The organism is Vibrio sp. 10N.222.51.C5, from assembly GCF_041474575.1.
Taxonomy (GTDB): domain Bacteria; phylum Pseudomonadota; class Gammaproteobacteria; order Enterobacterales; family Vibrionaceae; genus Vibrio; species Vibrio crassostreae_C.
Genome location: NZ_JBFRUJ010000015.1, coordinates 164,511 through 179,804, shown reverse-complemented (window position 1 = coordinate 179,804; position 15,294 = coordinate 164,511). Strand labels below are relative to the sequence as shown.

Genomic DNA, 15,294 nt, shown 5'->3' with positions numbered 1-15,294 from the left:
GCTGAAGGTTAGTTTTGTTCAGTATCTGATAGTATGCGGTACGCGTGCAACCCAGATCACAAATAAATTGCCGGAAAACGGTGCTTTACTATTCAATCGAGTCAGTGGGGAAGGTTTTGAAACCAATTGAGGCGGTTTCTTAGTTAATACAATCTGTCTATCGTCCGTTTAATCCGATGGAGGCGAGAGTATCAACTGGACTTTCTGCTTCATGGTTAACTCTCGGTTCTTCAAATCTTTGAATATGGCCTTCCATTCTTGAAAGGTGACCACTATCGGATTAAAACTGTTCACGGGTTTGGTGACGCCATAACGTACAGTTTCAACTTCAGGTTCGAATGTACCAAATAACTTATCCCAGATAATAAGAACGCCGGCGTAGTTCTTATCAATGTATTGCGGGTTTTTGCCGTGATGTACTCGATGATGCGAAGGGGTATTAAAGATGTATTCAAGTGGCCCCAAGCTTCGTATCCATTGTGTATGGACGAAGAACTGCAAACCTAGATTGAGAAGCACCACAAAGATGACCCACTTAGGGGCAAAACCTATGATGACCAACGGTACCCAGAATAGCCACATCCCAGCAAGTGGGTACATTAAGCTTTGACGGAAAGCCGTACTGAAGTTCATCTGTTCTGAGCTGTGGTGCGCGACGTGTGCTGCCCACATCCAGCGAACACGATGGCTTGCTCTATGGAACCAGTAATAGCAAAAGTCTTGTAACACCATCAATACAACAAAATTCAGCACGCCCATTTCAATGTCCATTAAACGCCAACCAAACATCAAGAGATACAACTGAACGACCAATAACCCGGTGAGCAAATCGGAGAGTTGATGCATTCCCGCCAGCGTGAAGTTACACATCACTTCTGAAAGTTTATAGCTGGAATTATCTGGCAATCGACCTTGCTTCTGACCGATAAAATACTCAGCCAACATGCACACCACGAATAAGGGCGCTAATACCAGCAGTAGCCATTCTGGGTGATTGATTAATGCGTCGATATTCATGTTTTATCCTTGTTGAGACGCCATACGCGTTCTTAGTATCAAGTTTACTTAGACTTGCTCGCCTGAGATTCAATCAGCAGAATTACGTTACCAGCGAGCAAAGTGATCTTCTGTTAGGCCAAGAACACCATCGAGTTGATGTGTCACTCCATTGTTGTCTTCAATCGAGCCAAAAAAGTGACCAATGAACTGACGAAAGTTACTCTTTAACAGCCATAAATTGAGCTTTTCGCTGCGGTTATTTAAGGGCGTAAAGGTCAGGTTTATACGTCCATCTTGTGATGTTATCTGCCAAGGTAAATTCGTGTCTTGGCGACTGAACGTAAACTGTACCGGGTTAAGTAAGTGTCTGGTTCCACTGACCCACAATACGTTTTCGCAGCCTCCAGTCTCATTCACGCCCGCCGCGAGGTTTAGGCCAATATCTGTGCCATTGGATTGCGTGTTGATACTTGCCCAGCGCCAACTGGTCTCACGCCTCATGTAACCCGCTGAAAAGTCATAACCGGCACGAGCTTGTTCGAGAACGAGTGATTCTCCTTTGATTTGGATGTCGCCGCTGATGCGTAAAGCATTGTGCTTTTGGGTGTAAGTCCAACCTGAATAACCCGTTGGGCTACACATCGCCATGGGCAAGCTGTCGGTTTCAGGCTCTAAAGCGATATCGGCCTTGATGAGTTTGGTATTCAAGCGAACTCGCCATTGCCCGCCTTCAATATTAAAGGTGATACTTTGGCCTGCAATGTTTGTCGTGCCGTCAAATGGCGAAGCGGTAACTTGTTTATCAAACCCTAATGGCCTCAACCAAGATGACTCTTCTAGATGGTTGTTTTCAATATCGTACAGATAACAAAATGCCGAGCCCAAGTAGCGAATATCCGCGATAGCGACACCAATAATGTGCGTTTCGGTGACGATGCTGACAAATTGAAATTGCTTGTAGTGGAAGTGCTTCTGCCAAGGAGCTGCTTTTGAATCCATCGAGTTTCGGTAGTCAAAGTTCTCGATGTTCAGGTGCTTGGGGATGCCATCGAAATGTCCAATGCTCGGCTGACCATTAGAATCAATCAAACTGTGTGGAGCAGGATTCGTTTTTATCATTGCGATAGTTCACATTAATTTAACAACTAAAGCCATTGTGCGATGAGTAGCGTAGAATTGGGAGGTCATATTCGGACAAGAGCGCGTTACCAATCACGATTTTGTTAGTAGTGTTGTTGAAGCTGAGTAGTCATGTTTATGGGAATGGGCTCGATATAAGGAGAGACGATTGGAGATTATTGCGGAGTATAAGCCGACCGGACATCGGCATCAGTTGGGTACATTAGATATCGCGCTGCTGTTGAATACGTTAGAGCAACGAGGTATCGATATTGAAAGGCTACTCAATGATGTGGGTTTGCCGAACATGGATTGGCGAGACCCGAATGGAAAGCTGACTTACGCTGATAAACTTGCGTTATTTAGCGCGGCGAATCAGAGCTTTCCTCACGATGGCTTAGGGCTTTGGCTGGGGGAACACGCTAGCTTGAGCCACTTTGGTGTGTTGGGTTATGCGCTATCGACCAGTCAAAATGTCGGGGAGGCCATCAAGTCGGGCTTCAAGTATTTGCGCCTGAACGGTCCTATCTTCTCGGTTAAATTGTTTCTAGATTCCGAGCATGCAGTGATTCAGATTGAGAACACCTTGGAAGTGGGCGATCTGCTCCCTTTCTGCAGTGAATATTTCTTAAGTTCCATCGTCTCTTTGTTCAAAGAACTGACTGGTCATGAGCTGGATATTCACACTTTGGCTTTGCCTTATACACGCACTAATTACGCCAAGCTCTATGACGATCGTTTCCAGTGCCCTGTAGTTTTTGAGCAGAGCCATTGTGAATTGCGTTTTGATGCCTCGGTTTTATCACAGACCTTATTGACTCATGATGCCGCGACACTGAAGCGCTATCTTGCGTCTTGCCAGTCGATAGTCGAAACGTTGGACTCTGAGCATCTGCTGACTAATCAGATCAAAACGATCTTTTATCAAACCGCAGGTAGTTTCCCGAATGTTGAACAACTCGCGGATGAGTTTGGTTGTAGCTCTCGTACACTCAGGCGAGAGCTAGTGACCCATGAATCCAGTTACCAAATATTGCTTACCGAAGTTCGAGTGGAGCTGGCCAAAGAGCTATTACTCGGCACAACCATGAGCATTGATGACATCGGTGAAAGGCTCGGTTATAGCGACCCTGCAAATTTCAGAAGGGCGTTTAAAGGTTGGCTCAATAAAACGCCCGCTCAGTTTCGTGATGGTTTAAGTTAAGGCGTTACTTGCTAAAGAACTGTTCTCTGAAATCGGTGACTTGCTGCTGATAGTAACTGTCCCAATCTTGTTGAGTCCAAGTGGCATAACTTGATGAACGCTGAGAGCCTAAGGTTGCTTTGAGCTGATCCAGTTGCTCGTGATAACTCATCACGGTTTGTTGCTGTTGTGCGACTTGTTGTTCTCGCGCGGCAATGTTGCTGGCCTGCGCTTCATCTAAGTAGGCATCTTGAAGGTCGGCTTTGACTGATGCTACTTCAGCAGGGTTATAGCTGCTGGGTATCAAAGAGACTGCCAGTTCATATTTTTGAAGCTGTGTTTCGGCGTTTAACGTGCCCGTATTGTTTTGCCATTCACTAAGCAAATCTTGATAGTTGGCCAAAAACTGGCTCGCTTCGTTCTTTTCAAGGGTGTTAGCGTCAAGCGTAAAATCCAGATGAGCAAGCTGGTCAGCGAATAGCTGGTGGGCCAACTCTCCCCATACTTGTTGTGCAGATTGCTTGAATAAGGCTACACGATCTTCAAGAGTCTCTATGGATTCAAGTGGGATAGTGCTTTGTGTTAATTGCCAGTCAACCGATAGCTGCGGATAGTCGCTCAGTAACTCAAACCATATGCCCGGCAATTCTGATTTCAATCGTGCGAGTTGCTCTGCGCAGTCATCGCGTTGTTGGCAAAGCTTCCAGAACCCATCGAGTTCATCGAACAAAGCCTTGCCTTCAAGCTCACTCAAGTTTTCAGCAAGAATTTTACCGTCCAGTGCTCCGGCTTGGGCTTGATTGCTGTGCGATGCGGAGTTTTCCGAACTAGCGGTTGCAGTAGGCGTGGAATTATCGTCATTAGTTGTCGTAGAAACACGCGGCTTAGGTTCTGTGTGTTGAGCAGAAGATAGCGCTGTTTCGTTCGTTTTTGATGACCACGAATAGCAAATAATGCTCGCCGTTAAGACGAGCATTAGGATTAATATAACTCGATGCATTATTGGTTCACCGAGTTACTTGATCACGGCGCTAACAGGGAAGTGGTCTGAAAGGTTGTAGTGCTTCCATAACTCACTGCTTGTTGATCTTGGGACATCCACGCGATTGTAGTTATGCGCTTTAGCGGCATACTCTGAGCTCACTACCACATAATCGAGATACTCAACGTTCTCGCCACCCGACATAGGTTCTCCCGCAAAGTTGTTGATGCGTGGGTCAAAGGTAGAAGCGGTGTAACCTGAGTATGTTGGTTCATCAGCCTGCAGGTTAGCAAACATCTGTTGATAGTCGCTTGGGAACTTGAGCTTGTTCACGTTGAAGTCACCGCTGTAAACCACAGTTTCTGATGCCGGGATATTCAGAGACTGCGCCAGTGCACGCATCTGCTTGAATTGACGTTGTCGGTAATCACGAGCGGTGTCCGTATCGAATGATGCCGTGTGGGTACCGAAAACATGGTAAGCCTGACCATTCTTGATAACTTCCGCGTAGTTAACACCTTTATCAGCAAAGCAATCTGTGCCCGTGCAATCAGGGAAAACATACTGCGCTTCATTAACGATAGGATAGCGGCTGACCATGATCACACCACCGTCGTATATGTTAATCCCATCTTTATCGAGCATTTTAGTTTGATAAGGATACTCTTTCGCAAGCTCACGCAAGAACTCATCTCTGCCGTTAGCAAACACCTCTTGAAGCGCCAACACGTCATAGCCCTTTACATATTGAGGGAGTAGGTCATAGCGGTCACCAATATGTGAAGCGATGGCAGGCAGCGCCCAGATGTTGTAAGTCATGACCTTGAGTGTATTGGCATCCGGCTCTGGTTGCTCATCCACTTTTGGTGGGGTGATGGTGTAATAAATATCATCATAGCGCGCTGTAGAATCGGATTTGAGGGCTAGCTCTGCATTGACCCCGAACGCATCGGTTGTGCTGCGATGAATATTACGATCGTCATGCAATGTTAGGTTGACGTCTGCGGCACTCAAACCATGTTGCAGTGTCGAGTTATACCAATGTCCCTTCATGGTTTGGTTGAGCGTGACACTTTCGCCCACAGCGTTTGATACCACAGTGTCAAACTCATAGGTCTTCCCAGATTTCACACCAGTCCAGCGGTTGAAACTTATCAGCTTCTTCGTCTCCCAAGGACCAATCTGTTCAACATGCTGTTGCCACTCATCACCGAGTTGAAGCAGGTCGGTACCAGTGTGGTTGGCTTGAATGGTCATCACTTGATTGGTGTTATTGGTGAGATACACGTCGGTGTCTGCGATCGCAGAGGTCGAAGCGATTGATGTGGATGCCACAAGTGCAGCTAACCAAGTCCATTGAGTTTTCATCGTTTACGTTATCCTTATTGATTGATGTCTAGAATAACGTAGTCAAGAGTTATGACATTGGAGTTATAACTCTATGGCATTTATTCAAATATGAGATATATGCCAAGGTTTTATAAAATTGATTAACCATTGAAAATTAACATATTGTCTTATCGGAATGATAAGTGGTACGCGCGCGAATAATAGGGTCAGTTAATGCTTTCGAGTCGGTGGAACAGCCAATATTGGCGTGCTTAAGTGAAAACTGTGTGTCGCGGTAAAGTGGAGGTTGTGAGCAACAAGAAGGGAATATGGACACAGCTTAGAGCTATCAGCATAAATTTTGCGATTGTTCTGTAATTTACTCTTGTTCAGTAAACAGAAACCTCAAAAACAGGTATGATAGTGTCGTTTTTAATCCTGAACTGGGAAAGTCATGGCAAAGTTAACACTCCAAGAACAGATGCTTAAAGCTGGCTTGGTAAATGAGAAAAAATTAAAGAAGGCGAAGAAAGGCTCTAAAAAGTCTCGCGTTCAGTCTCGTGAAGCAAAAGCGGCAGCAGAAGAAACTAAACTGGCGCAGCAAGCGAAAGACAAAGAGCTAAACCAACAGTTGAAAGAACAACAGTTGAGCAAAGAAATTAAAGCTCAAGTGAAGCAACTGATTGAGATGAACAAGATCGAACAGAAGAACGGTGAGATCAAATACAACTTCACCGACGGTACGCTAGTTAAATACCTTTACGTAGAAGAGCTGACTCAAAAGCAACTAAGTAAAGGCATTCTAAGTATTGCTCGTCAAGGCGAGAGCTACGTTGTTATTCCAACAGCAGTAGCGAACAAGATTGCTATGCGCGACGAAGAATCTATCGTTGATACGCAGGCAGGTAGCACAGACGAAGTAGACGAAGATGACCCGTACAAAGACTTCGTGATCCCAGATGATCTAATGTGGTAATCCGTTTTACCTAGCTCCATTTTAATGGTTAGCTAAGTTTACAGGATCTAAGAATGCAGCGAACAATCACTCGATTGGCGCTGCATTTTTTTTGGCGCGAAATGACTTCAACAAATCTTGAATAACGCTTAGTGTTCTGACATGCCGTAAACAAGGCTATCATTGGCACTTGCATGATCGATAAAATCGGTATTAGCGCGCTGTTCGTGTTGGTCATAGCCATCGAAGTAACAGTCGCCAATTTCATTGCGCGGGCAAACGTGAATGTGGTCTTTGATGACCAGTTCGGTAGAGCAGCATGGGCAGTGTTTTACATGTCCAGTGAGTACCGTAGATCGATTTGGTTTCATACATCCTCCTGATAGGCACTGTAATCTGATTGCCTATTTGCACCCTAAGTTACGCAAATTAGTGTGTCGTTATGATTTCATTTTTAAGTCAATAAAAAACGATTCGTAGAGTGAATGTTTAGGTATTAATGTAAATGTAAGAGCAAGAAAAAATAAAAGAACTAGGACGAGTAGGCTTGAAAGTAGATCGGCCATATAGTCGACTTTCACTGGTATCACATTCAGCCGAAGAGGTTGAAGTAGAGCTCGCTACGACGAATATGTTGGCCAGATGAAACCAACAAGCCCTAGTGAGCTGTGCATCATTTTATCGACTTAAGCTTTCAAAGTAATTCTGAACAAATTTAACGAACACTTGGTGTTTCTTTGCCGGATAAATAACTTGCGGATAGAACAGATAAATACTGTTGCCTTGTTGCAGACATTCATCAGTCAGCACTCGCTCTAATTCTCCAAGCTCGACCTCTTTCGCGACGTAATAACTTGCGATACGGATGATGCCACCGCCTGCCATAGCTTGTTGCTTAAGTAAGTGGTTGTCATTGCTTGAAAGCCAGCCGGACACATCAATATTTGCCGATTTTAAAGGCCACTCGGTTTGGTGCAGCGTTGCTAAGCATTGATGGTCATTTAAGTCGTTGGCATTGTTGGGGCGGCCAAACTGATCAAGATAGCCAGGAGTCGCGACTAAATCATGCTGATAGCTAATCAAGTGTTTCGCCACCATGTTGTGAGGTGGAGTATTGGTGGCACGAAACGCGATATCGATATCATCTTGATTGAGATTAAAGTTGGTGTAGCTGCTGTTTATCTCAAAGCGGATTTCTGGATATTGTTGCCTAAACTGTTGGCAGATATCGAATAGATATACCTCAGTAAACATCTTTGGTGCGGTGAGGCGCAATAGACCTTTTACGATGTCGTGTTGCTCAGAAACACTGCGTTCAAGCTGTAAAACTTGCGAGCGAATCGTTAAGCCTTGTTGCAACGCGCGTTCGCCTTCTTGGGTTAAACGAACACTGCGCGTGGTTCTGACCAAAAGCGGGCACTGTAAATCGTTCTCTAAACGTTTGATCTGTTCAGAAAGGTAGCTCTTAGAGATACCGAGCTTTTCGGCTGCCTTGGTAAAGTTGAGTTGCTGAGCAAGTTCTACAAACAGGATCAGTCGTTCTATTCTTTTGTGTTCGTTCATTCGCGCGTTCCTACCAATCTATTGTTCGTCATATCAAACAATCATTTCGTAACTAGCATATTCTGTTTTTTAAAAAGAACAATATGATAGAGGCATATTTCTGGTCAGCAAATCTTCTAAGCGAGAATCGATATGACGAACAGCACTGAATCTACAAACAAAACGAATGACAAAAAACGTATCCCATTATCAAATTATCTACCGAATGTTGGGCAAATTGCCTATGGCTGCATGGGGTTAGGTGGTGGCTGGAATGATAATACAGTGACGAGTGCGGATGTTGCTCAAACACGAAGCGTAATCGGCACCGCACTAGAATCGGGCATTAACTTATTCGACCATGCGGATATCTATACCTTCAGCAAAGCTGAGCAAGCCTTTGGTCAAGCATTACAACAAGCGCCTGATCTGCGTGAACAGATGTTCATTCAATCTAAGTGTGGGATTCGTTTTGAAGGCGAGGGCAATGTTGGTCGTTATGATTTCTCGGCTGATTGGGTAGGCCAATCGGTAGACGGTATTCTCAATCGATTGAATACTGAAAAGCTTGATGTGCTGTTATTGCACCGCCCTGATCCTTTGATGGAACTCGATGAGCTAGCAAGAACGTTAGAGAACATAAAAGCGCAAGGTAAGGTCGATTATTTTGGTGTGTCGAACATGAACAGCCATCAAATTCAGTACCTGCAATCTGCGCTTGGGCAACCCATCGTCGCGAATCAAGTTGAGATGAGCTTAGCCAAATTGGATTGGTTGAATGATGGGGTGATGATTAACTCGCAAGGGCACCATCAATCAGACTTCGCCGCAGGCACTCTTGAACATTGCCAATTGAATAACATCCAACTGCAAGCTTGGGGCTGTTTGGCACAAGGCCGATTTGCTGAGCAAGGTTTGTATTCAGAACATGAAAACGTGAAAAAGACAGCGCACTACGTGGCTCAGTTAGCGAACCAATATGGCGTAGAAAGTGAAGCGATTGTGTTGGCATTTTTGCTTCGTCACCCTGCTCGTATCCAACCTGTAATTGGCACCACAAATCTAGAGCGAATCAAAGCTTCGGCAGTCGCGACTCAGATAAACCTGTCTCGTGAAGAGTGGTACAACCTATACGTGTACTCACGTGGTCAAGCACTGCCATAAGGAATGAATATGTTGAATCAAAAGATCGCGCAACAACTGGTGTCTAACGCTCTAGACATTGCTGAGCGTAATCAACAAGCAATCGCGGTGAGCGTGTGTGATACGCACGGTGAGTTACTGGCGTTTACTCGCATGGATAATGTGAGTGTTCAAGCCGGATTGTTAGCACAGAACAAAGCTTATACATCTGCAAGAGATAGACAGCCAAGCGGTAACTTAGGTGCTTGGGCGAGAGAAACTGGTAAAGACTTAAGTTACTGGACTGACCCAAAGATCACTGGCTTTAAAGGCGGTGTTCCCATTGAATTAAATGGGCAGGTGATTGGCGCTATTGGTGTCAGCGGATTAAGTGAAGACGACGATGAAGCACTTGCCGAAAAAGTCATTCAACTTGTGTTCTAAGCTGTTGCTCGTGAAGTAATGGAAGTTAGAAGTAACAGATAATAAAAAACCGATGCATGTGCATCGGTTTTTTTGTTTAACGAGACTCAAGTGCTTGAATCAATCGAACCCATTAAGCGTTCGCTTGTTCCAGATCTTGTTGCTTGTCTTTCTTGCCTAATAGGCGGCTTGTGATCGTACCGGCTGTCATAGCACCAGATACGTTAAGCGCCGTACGTGCCATATCGATAAGTGGCTCGATAGAGATAAGCAGTGCTGCAATCGTTACAGGAAGGCCCATAGCAGGAAGTACGATAAGCGCCGCGAACGTTGCACCGCCACCTACGCCAGCAATACCGAATGAGCTCACTGTGATAATAGCAATCAGAGACAGAATGAAGTTGATGTCCATTGGGTCGATGCCAACTGTAGGCGCAACCATGACTGCTAGCATTGCAGGGTAGATACCCGCACAACCGTTTTGACCAATTGTTGCGCCGAAAGAGGCAGACAGGTTAGCAATCGCTGGTGGCACGTTTAGCTTAGTGATTTGAGCTTCAACGTTCAGTGGAATCGTTGCTGCAGAACTACGAGACGTGAAAGCGAACGTCAGTACAGGCCAGATCTTTTGGAAATACTCTTTCGGGTTTACACCAACAAAAGAAACCAACACACCGTGTACAACGAACATCAGTAGAATCGCAACGTAAGATGCAACGATGAAACCCAGTAGGCTGAGGATGTCAGAAGCACTTGATGTTGCAACTACCTTCGCCATTAACGCTGCGATGCCGTATGGCGTTAGTGCCATGATCATCTTAACTAAGCGCATAACGATAGATTGTGCCGCTTCAACAAACGTACGGATCGGAGATTCTAGTTCTTCTTTCTCTGCCATCACTTTACGAGCAGCGATGCCCGTTAGCACACCAAAGATAACAACCGCGATGATAGACGTAGAGCGAGCACCCGTTAGGTCTGCAAATGGGTTAGTCGGAATAAAGCTGATCAGCATTTGTGGAATTGTTAGGTCTGAAACGCTACCGATGCGGCTTTCAAGTGTTGCGATACGTGCTGTTTCGCGAGCGCCTTCTGTTAAACCTTCAGCAGATAGGCCGAATGCTTGCGTTACAATAATACCAACAATCGCAGAAATCGCGGTTGTTGCTAACAGTACAGAAATGGTGATACCAGAAATCTTGCCCAGTGAGCCGCCTTTTTCAAGCTTCACTACTGCTGCAATCATTGAAACCAATACTAATGGCATGATCACCATTTTCAGTAGGCCAACATAACCACGGCCAACAATATTTACCCAGTCTAGTGTTTCGTTGATGACCGGATTGCCTTCACCAAATAACAGCTGTAGACCAAGACCAAATGCGCTACCAAATACTAAACCGAGTAAAACGAGGCGAGAAAGTGTGTTTTCTTTTTTCTGCTGTCCGTAGAGAAAAAAGAGGATACCAGTGAATACCGCTAAGGCAGCGATAGCTGAAAATGACATTTGTTTTCCTTATGAATCTCTTTAAATCGATAGGGCGCTTAGATATATGGGCGCAAATACTGTTAGCTACAGTAGCGACCTGTAACAAAACGTAAAATAAGGAAAAGTAATTTATTAGAACGATTAGTAATATCCACTCAATAGGATGGGTGGATATTCAACATTGTGATGAATAGGTGAGCTTTTTAGCGATATTTTGCCAATAAATTGAGCATGTCACTTGACGAGTAAATTTCGATATTTTGGAAATTATTTTCGAATAACCGGAACAACATTGCTTTGGCTACGTCTTCCGACTGAATAGGGCGTAGGTTTTTGAACTTACCAAGCATAAATGGAGACAGCAGAGGAAAGACACTTTGCAGGAGTTTTTCATCAGCTCTAGGTTCATCACGCTCACCCACCAGAGGCCCAGGGCGTGCGATGAAAAGCTGCTTGAAGCCAATACGTTTTAAATTTTTTTCCATTTGTCCTTTACAGCGAAGGTAGTGCGAATAGGAATCTGGTGAAGCGCCATAGCTAGAAACGACCGCTACGCGTTGAACCCCAAGAAACTTCATCGACTGTGCGACTTGGCTAACCAGTTCCACATCGATTTTGCGAAGCGCTTCTTTTGATCCTGCCTTTTTCTTAGTCGTACCTAAGCAGATAACGCCAAGATTAGGCGTCGCATTCGTGTCATCCCAACTGGTAACTTGCAGGTCGCTGTGAATGAGTGTGTGGAGCTTGTTGGAATCAAACTGTGAATCTAACGCTCGGCGAGATAGGGCATAGATATGATCAACGGCGGGTTCATCGATGAGCAACTTCATCACATGATGACCAATTAACCCGGTTGCACCAGCCACCACGACCGATGTTTTGTCTCCAGAAATGCTCATTTTAATCCCTTCTTCACTCCACAAGTGCTTGTTTAATATAAACAGTGTTTGAATTTTAAGCGAATAAAAGTTTGTTAAACGAGTGGTCAGTAGTATGTGGGGAGTCGCCTGTTTATGGAAAAAGAGATGATTTAGTTTGGCTCGACGCATAAGTACGGTCTGAAGCATAAGTACGATATGAAACATAATGGCGGTGGGAAAGATAAATGCGGTTTGAAACTTAAGTTAGGCGTTAAACATAACAAAGCCCGCTGGGCGACGGGCTTTGTTACTTTTCTTGCTTCTTACTAGGTAAAGGACAGTGGGATTTTCCTTACCTTTTTGCTAGCTTTCTTACTTGATTTATTTGGTTTTCTTTTACTTGAATTTGGAATCATTACACCTCCTAAATCGTTGTTCTGTTTTGTCTTTCAATCGATTGTCTTTCTTCGTGTAGCGTCAGTGTTGTGGGCATTCACTGTATGGGTACTTATCAATGGAGAGATTAATAAGTAATTTAGATAAGGCATAAACGATGCCAAAATGTAAGTTATTGATAAATCTATTATCAGTATTATTTGTGTTTTAGGGTTCGTCAATTTGACTGTCAATCTGAGAAAAAACCAGTGTGATCTGTTTAAATTAAGAACACTCTCTGCGGTTTCTGCCACATAGCCATAGATACAGCCTTGCTTAACACGTAAACTGAGTCGTAATTCACATAGACCAAGGACGTGCTATGAACCTCAAGCTTGATACTCTTGCTCCCACTCAGATTTATCACCTGATGACACAAACCGTTGTTCCTCGCCCGATTGCGTGGGCATTGACGGAATCTTCTGACCAAGAGTACAACCTCGCGCCTTTCTCTTATTTCACGCCTGTTTCTAGTAATCCGCCGTTACTGATGTTATCGGTTGGGAAGAAGCCGTCCGGCGAAATCAAAGATACCACTCGTAATGCCCTAGAAACGGGTAAGCTAGTGATTCACATTGCTTCTTCAAGTTCTGCCGAAACCATGACGGCGACAGCAGCTACCCTTGAACATGGTGATTCGGAAGTCACCGCGAATAACATTGATCTGGTTGAATTTGAAGGCTTCTCTTTACCGAGATTGAAAGAGTGTGCGGTCGCTTTTGGATGCACCTTGTACGAAGTAAAAGAGGTTGGAGAAGTGCCACAAAGCCTTATCTTTGCTCAAGTCGAAACCGTGTACATTTCCGAAGACGTGATCGACAAAGACAGTGAGCGTCTTAAGATCGACGCGTTAGCACTTGATCCTTTATCTCGATTGGGTGGCGGTGAATACGCCACGCTTTCCAATGTGTTTTCTGTCGCACGCCCTAAGTAGCAGCCCTATATCAACGTACCCAGAATAAGCGTTTTTAAAAACTATGTTAGATACCCAATACTCGCAGTACATCCAACACCGAATTGACCAAAAAACCAAGCCACTTGGCGCACTTGGCTTACTAGAAAAAGTCGCACATCAACTGGCTTTGATTCAGAGCCAAGGCAAAGAAGCTGCGGTTGAACACATCGAATTGAATAAGCCAAGTATCATCATTTTTGCTGGCGACCATGGCATTGCTGACGAAGGCGTGAGTATTGCTCCAAGCGCGGTAACACAACAGATGGTGTTGAACTTCTTAAGCGATGGCGCGGCGATCAATTGCTTCTGTGCGGTGAATAATATCGATATCACGGTAGTCGACACGGGGATATTGTTGCCTGTGGAATCAGACAGTGACATGTTGATCTCTCAGCGTTTGGGTACGCGAACCAATAACTTTGCCAATGAAGCGGCAATGAGTTTAGAAACGGTTGAACGTGGGATTGAACTGGGTACAGATCTTGTATCTAAAACCATTTCGAATGGCACCAATATCATCATGTTTGGTGAAATGGGTATCGGAAATACCAGCAGCGCATCAGCGATCTTAAGTGCATTAGCGAATCGTGCTGCAGCGGAGTGTGTTGGCTTAGGCACTGGTATCAACAACGAACAGTTATCACGAAAAGTCGAGGTGGTTGAGCAAGGTGTCGCGCGTTGCAAAGATTTAGATGCGAAAGAAGTTAAAGAGCTTACAGATCTTAAAGATATTAAAGAGGTACTCGCACAAGTCGGTGGCTATGAAATCGTTCAAATGGTCGGTGCTTTCCTTGGCGCTTACCAAAACAAAACCCCAGTATTAGTCGATGGCTTTATCGTGTCGGTTGCGGCGTATGTCGCGACTTTAATTGAACCGAGTTGCCGAGACTATATGATCTTCGCCCATCGCTCTGAAGAGTCAGGACACAAAATTCTGTTAGAGCTGCTCGACGCTGAGCCACTGCTCGATCTTGGATTGAGATTAGGCGAGGGCACAGGTGCTGCGCTAGCTATGCCAATCATTCGTGCGGCAGCCGAGTTCTATAACAACATGGCGAGCTTCGAAAGTGCTGGAGTCACGGTTTAATGAGTGATGTACCAGAAAGATCGTTGAAAGATCGAGTCACCCATCAGTGGGAGCTGTTTGCACTGGCGATGGGTTTCTTTTCTCGCTTGCCAATGCCGAAGAATATGCCCTATTCATCAGAGCGAATGAACCGTTCGGGTCGTTATTTCTCTACGGTTGGTTTGTTGCTTGGCGTACTGTGTGGCGGTGTGCTCTTGCTACTCGATGCCATACTGCCGAGTGCGGTGGCGATCTTTTTGATGATGAGTTTTAGCCTGATGCTCACTGGCGCATTCCATGAAGACGGCTTGACCGATATGGCCGATGGTATTGGTGGCGGCATGACCCTAGAACGCCGTTTAACCATCATGAAAGACAGTCGAATTGGTACCTATGGCGCGTCTGCTCTGGTTATGGCTCTGCTGGGTAAGTGGGTGCTGTTGAATGAACTCGTGAGCATGACTGGACTGTTTATGGTTATCGTGACCAGTTATACCTTTAGCCGCGCGATTGCTGCATCGCTAATTTACGACATGCCTTATGTCAGCGATTTAGATACCAGTAAAAGTAAACCATTGGCCAACAAGCAAACCAAAGGTGAACTTACCTTCTTATTGCTTGTAGGCGTGCTGCCTAGCCTGTGGTTTGGTCTTGAATTCGCTTTGGTTTTATCTGTCGTCGCCTATCTGTTCAGAACAGGTTTTAAAACGTGGTTAACGGCTCGAATTGGCGGCTTTACTGGGGACTGCTTGGGTGCGGCTCAACAGTTAATGGAGTTGCTGACTTACCTTGTATTCATTACTGCATTTTACAATGGCTTTCTATAACGGCTTCC

15 protein-coding genes are annotated in these 15,294 nt (G+C 45.0%); 7 read left to right on the top strand and 8 right to left on the bottom strand.

The annotated features are described in order from the left end of the window. Positions 1–168: 168 nt before the first annotated feature. Together AB4558_RS05975 and AB4558_RS05970 are read right to left on the bottom strand one after the other, a co-directional pair. A complete protein-coding gene (locus AB4558_RS05975) occupies positions 169–1,017 on the bottom strand; it encodes a sterol desaturase family protein (protein WP_372074019.1) in 849 nt (282 codons plus the stop codon). Between the two features lie 87 nt (positions 1,018–1,104). Next, entirely contained in the window at positions 1,105–2,118 is a 1,014-nt protein-coding gene (locus AB4558_RS05970) for a DUF2804 domain-containing protein (RefSeq protein ID WP_372074021.1), read from the bottom strand. A gap of 169 nt (positions 2,119–2,287) precedes the next feature. On the opposite strand from AB4558_RS05970, the gene AB4558_RS05965 reads away from it, so the two are divergent. After that, on the top strand, positions 2,288–3,322 hold the full coding sequence (locus tag AB4558_RS05965) for an AraC family transcriptional regulator (RefSeq protein ID WP_372074023.1): 1,035 nt from the start codon (positions 2,288–2,290) through the stop codon (positions 3,320–3,322). 4 nt (positions 3,323–3,326) lie between these two features. Here the strand turns inward: AB4558_RS05965 and AB4558_RS05960 are convergent, their stop codons facing one another. Both AB4558_RS05960 and AB4558_RS05955 read right to left on the bottom strand, forming a co-directional pair. Beyond that, positions 3,327–4,277: a chromosome partitioning protein ParA gene (locus AB4558_RS05960; protein ID WP_372074114.1), complete on the bottom strand. Its 951-nt coding sequence runs from the start codon at positions 4,275–4,277 to the stop codon at positions 3,327–3,329. 39 nt (positions 4,278–4,316) lie between these two features. Continuing rightward, on the bottom strand, positions 4,317–5,651 hold the full coding sequence (locus AB4558_RS05955) for a sphingomyelin phosphodiesterase (protein ID WP_372074025.1): 1,335 nt from the start codon (positions 5,649–5,651) through the stop codon (positions 4,317–4,319). A 415-nt stretch (positions 5,652–6,066) separates the two neighbouring features. On the opposite strand from AB4558_RS05955, the gene AB4558_RS05950 reads away from it, so the two are divergent. Continuing rightward, positions 6,067–6,588: a DUF2058 domain-containing protein gene (locus AB4558_RS05950; protein ID WP_010441213.1), complete on the top strand. Its 522-nt coding sequence runs from the start codon at positions 6,067–6,069 to the stop codon at positions 6,586–6,588. A 128-nt stretch (positions 6,589–6,716) separates the two neighbouring features. Here AB4558_RS05950 and AB4558_RS05945 read toward each other — a convergent pair whose 3' ends face one another. Further along, entirely contained in the window at positions 6,717–6,938 is a 222-nt protein-coding gene (locus AB4558_RS05945) for a hypothetical protein (RefSeq protein ID WP_017059142.1), read from the bottom strand. 307 nt (positions 6,939–7,245) lie between these two features. Further along, positions 7,246–8,130, bottom strand: coding sequence for a LysR family transcriptional regulator (locus AB4558_RS05940; RefSeq protein WP_372074027.1), 885 nt, complete (start codon positions 8,128–8,130; stop codon positions 7,246–7,248). Positions 8,131–8,262: 132 nt separating this feature from the next. Between AB4558_RS05940 and AB4558_RS05935 the strand changes: the two genes are divergently transcribed. Both AB4558_RS05935 and AB4558_RS05930 read left to right on the top strand, forming a co-directional pair. After that, positions 8,263–9,273: an aldo/keto reductase family oxidoreductase gene (locus AB4558_RS05935; protein WP_372074029.1), complete on the top strand. Its 1,011-nt coding sequence runs from the start codon at positions 8,263–8,265 to the stop codon at positions 9,271–9,273. A 9-nt stretch (positions 9,274–9,282) separates the two neighbouring features. Continuing rightward, a complete protein-coding gene (locus tag AB4558_RS05930; RefSeq protein ID WP_372074031.1) occupies positions 9,283–9,675 on the top strand; it encodes a heme-binding protein in 393 nt (130 codons plus the stop codon). Between the two features lie 112 nt (positions 9,676–9,787). On the opposite strand, the gene AB4558_RS05925 is transcribed toward AB4558_RS05930, so the two are convergent. Then, entirely contained in the window at positions 9,788–11,161 is a 1,374-nt protein-coding gene (locus tag AB4558_RS05925) for an L-cystine transporter (RefSeq protein ID WP_372074032.1), read from the bottom strand. A 185-nt stretch (positions 11,162–11,346) separates the two neighbouring features. Then, on the bottom strand, positions 11,347–12,042 hold the full coding sequence (locus AB4558_RS05920; RefSeq protein WP_371714330.1) for an NAD-dependent epimerase/dehydratase family protein: 696 nt from the start codon (positions 12,040–12,042) through the stop codon (positions 11,347–11,349). A 718-nt stretch (positions 12,043–12,760) separates the two neighbouring features. On the opposite strand from AB4558_RS05920, the gene AB4558_RS05915 reads away from it, so the two are divergent. Genes AB4558_RS05915 through AB4558_RS05905 form a run of 3 tightly spaced genes read left to right on the top strand, consistent with a single transcriptional unit; the run spans position 12,761 to position 15,286 of the window. Then, positions 12,761–13,372, top strand: coding sequence for a flavin reductase family protein (locus AB4558_RS05915; protein ID WP_017065519.1), 612 nt, complete (start codon positions 12,761–12,763; stop codon positions 13,370–13,372). Between the two features lie 43 nt (positions 13,373–13,415). After that, positions 13,416–14,480: a nicotinate-nucleotide--dimethylbenzimidazole phosphoribosyltransferase gene (gene cobT, locus AB4558_RS05910; RefSeq protein ID WP_372074034.1), complete on the top strand. Its 1,065-nt coding sequence runs from the start codon at positions 13,416–13,418 to the stop codon at positions 14,478–14,480. Beyond that, the gene (locus AB4558_RS05905; protein WP_372074036.1) at positions 14,480–15,286 is read left to right on the top strand and encodes an adenosylcobinamide-GDP ribazoletransferase; all 807 of its coding nucleotides are present in this window, start codon (positions 14,480–14,482) and stop codon (positions 15,284–15,286) included. Before cobT ends, AB4558_RS05905 begins: the two co-directional genes overlap by 1 nt. The last annotated feature ends 8 nt before the right edge of the window (positions 15,287–15,294 follow it).

Bases quoted from the DNA above. Each gene is read 5' to 3' on its own strand.
- AB4558_RS05975 (WP_372074019.1), bottom strand. From the start codon at position 1,017: ATGAATATCGACGCATTAATCAATCACCCAGAATGGCTACTGCTGGTA.
- AB4558_RS05970 (WP_372074021.1), bottom strand. From the start codon at position 2,118: ATGATAAAAACGAATCCTGCTCCACACAGTTTGATTGATTCTAATGGT.
- AB4558_RS05960 (WP_372074114.1), bottom strand. From the start codon at position 4,277: ATGCTCGTCTTAACGGCGAGCATTATTTGCTATTCGTGGTCATCAAAA.
- AB4558_RS05955 (WP_372074025.1), bottom strand. From the start codon at position 5,651: ATGAAAACTCAATGGACTTGGTTAGCTGCACTTGTGGCATCCACATCA.
- AB4558_RS05950 (WP_010441213.1), top strand. From the start codon at position 6,067: ATGGCAAAGTTAACACTCCAAGAACAGATGCTTAAAGCTGGCTTGGTA.
- AB4558_RS05945 (WP_017059142.1), bottom strand. From the start codon at position 6,938: ATGAAACCAAATCGATCTACGGTACTCACTGGACATGTAAAACACTGC.
- AB4558_RS05940 (WP_372074027.1), bottom strand. From the start codon at position 8,130: ATGAACGAACACAAAAGAATAGAACGACTGATCCTGTTTGTAGAACTT.
- AB4558_RS05935 (WP_372074029.1), top strand. From the start codon at position 8,263: ATGACGAACAGCACTGAATCTACAAACAAAACGAATGACAAAAAACGT.
- AB4558_RS05930 (WP_372074031.1), top strand. From the start codon at position 9,283: ATGTTGAATCAAAAGATCGCGCAACAACTGGTGTCTAACGCTCTAGAC.
- AB4558_RS05925 (WP_372074032.1), bottom strand. From the start codon at position 11,161: ATGTCATTTTCAGCTATCGCTGCCTTAGCGGTATTCACTGGTATCCTC.
- AB4558_RS05920 (WP_371714330.1), bottom strand. From the start codon at position 12,042: ATGAGCATTTCTGGAGACAAAACATCGGTCGTGGTGGCTGGTGCAACC.
- AB4558_RS05915 (WP_017065519.1), top strand. From the start codon at position 12,761: ATGAACCTCAAGCTTGATACTCTTGCTCCCACTCAGATTTATCACCTG.
- cobT (WP_372074034.1), top strand. From the start codon at position 13,416: ATGTTAGATACCCAATACTCGCAGTACATCCAACACCGAATTGACCAA.
- AB4558_RS05905 (WP_372074036.1), top strand. From the start codon at position 14,480: ATGAGTGATGTACCAGAAAGATCGTTGAAAGATCGAGTCACCCATCAG.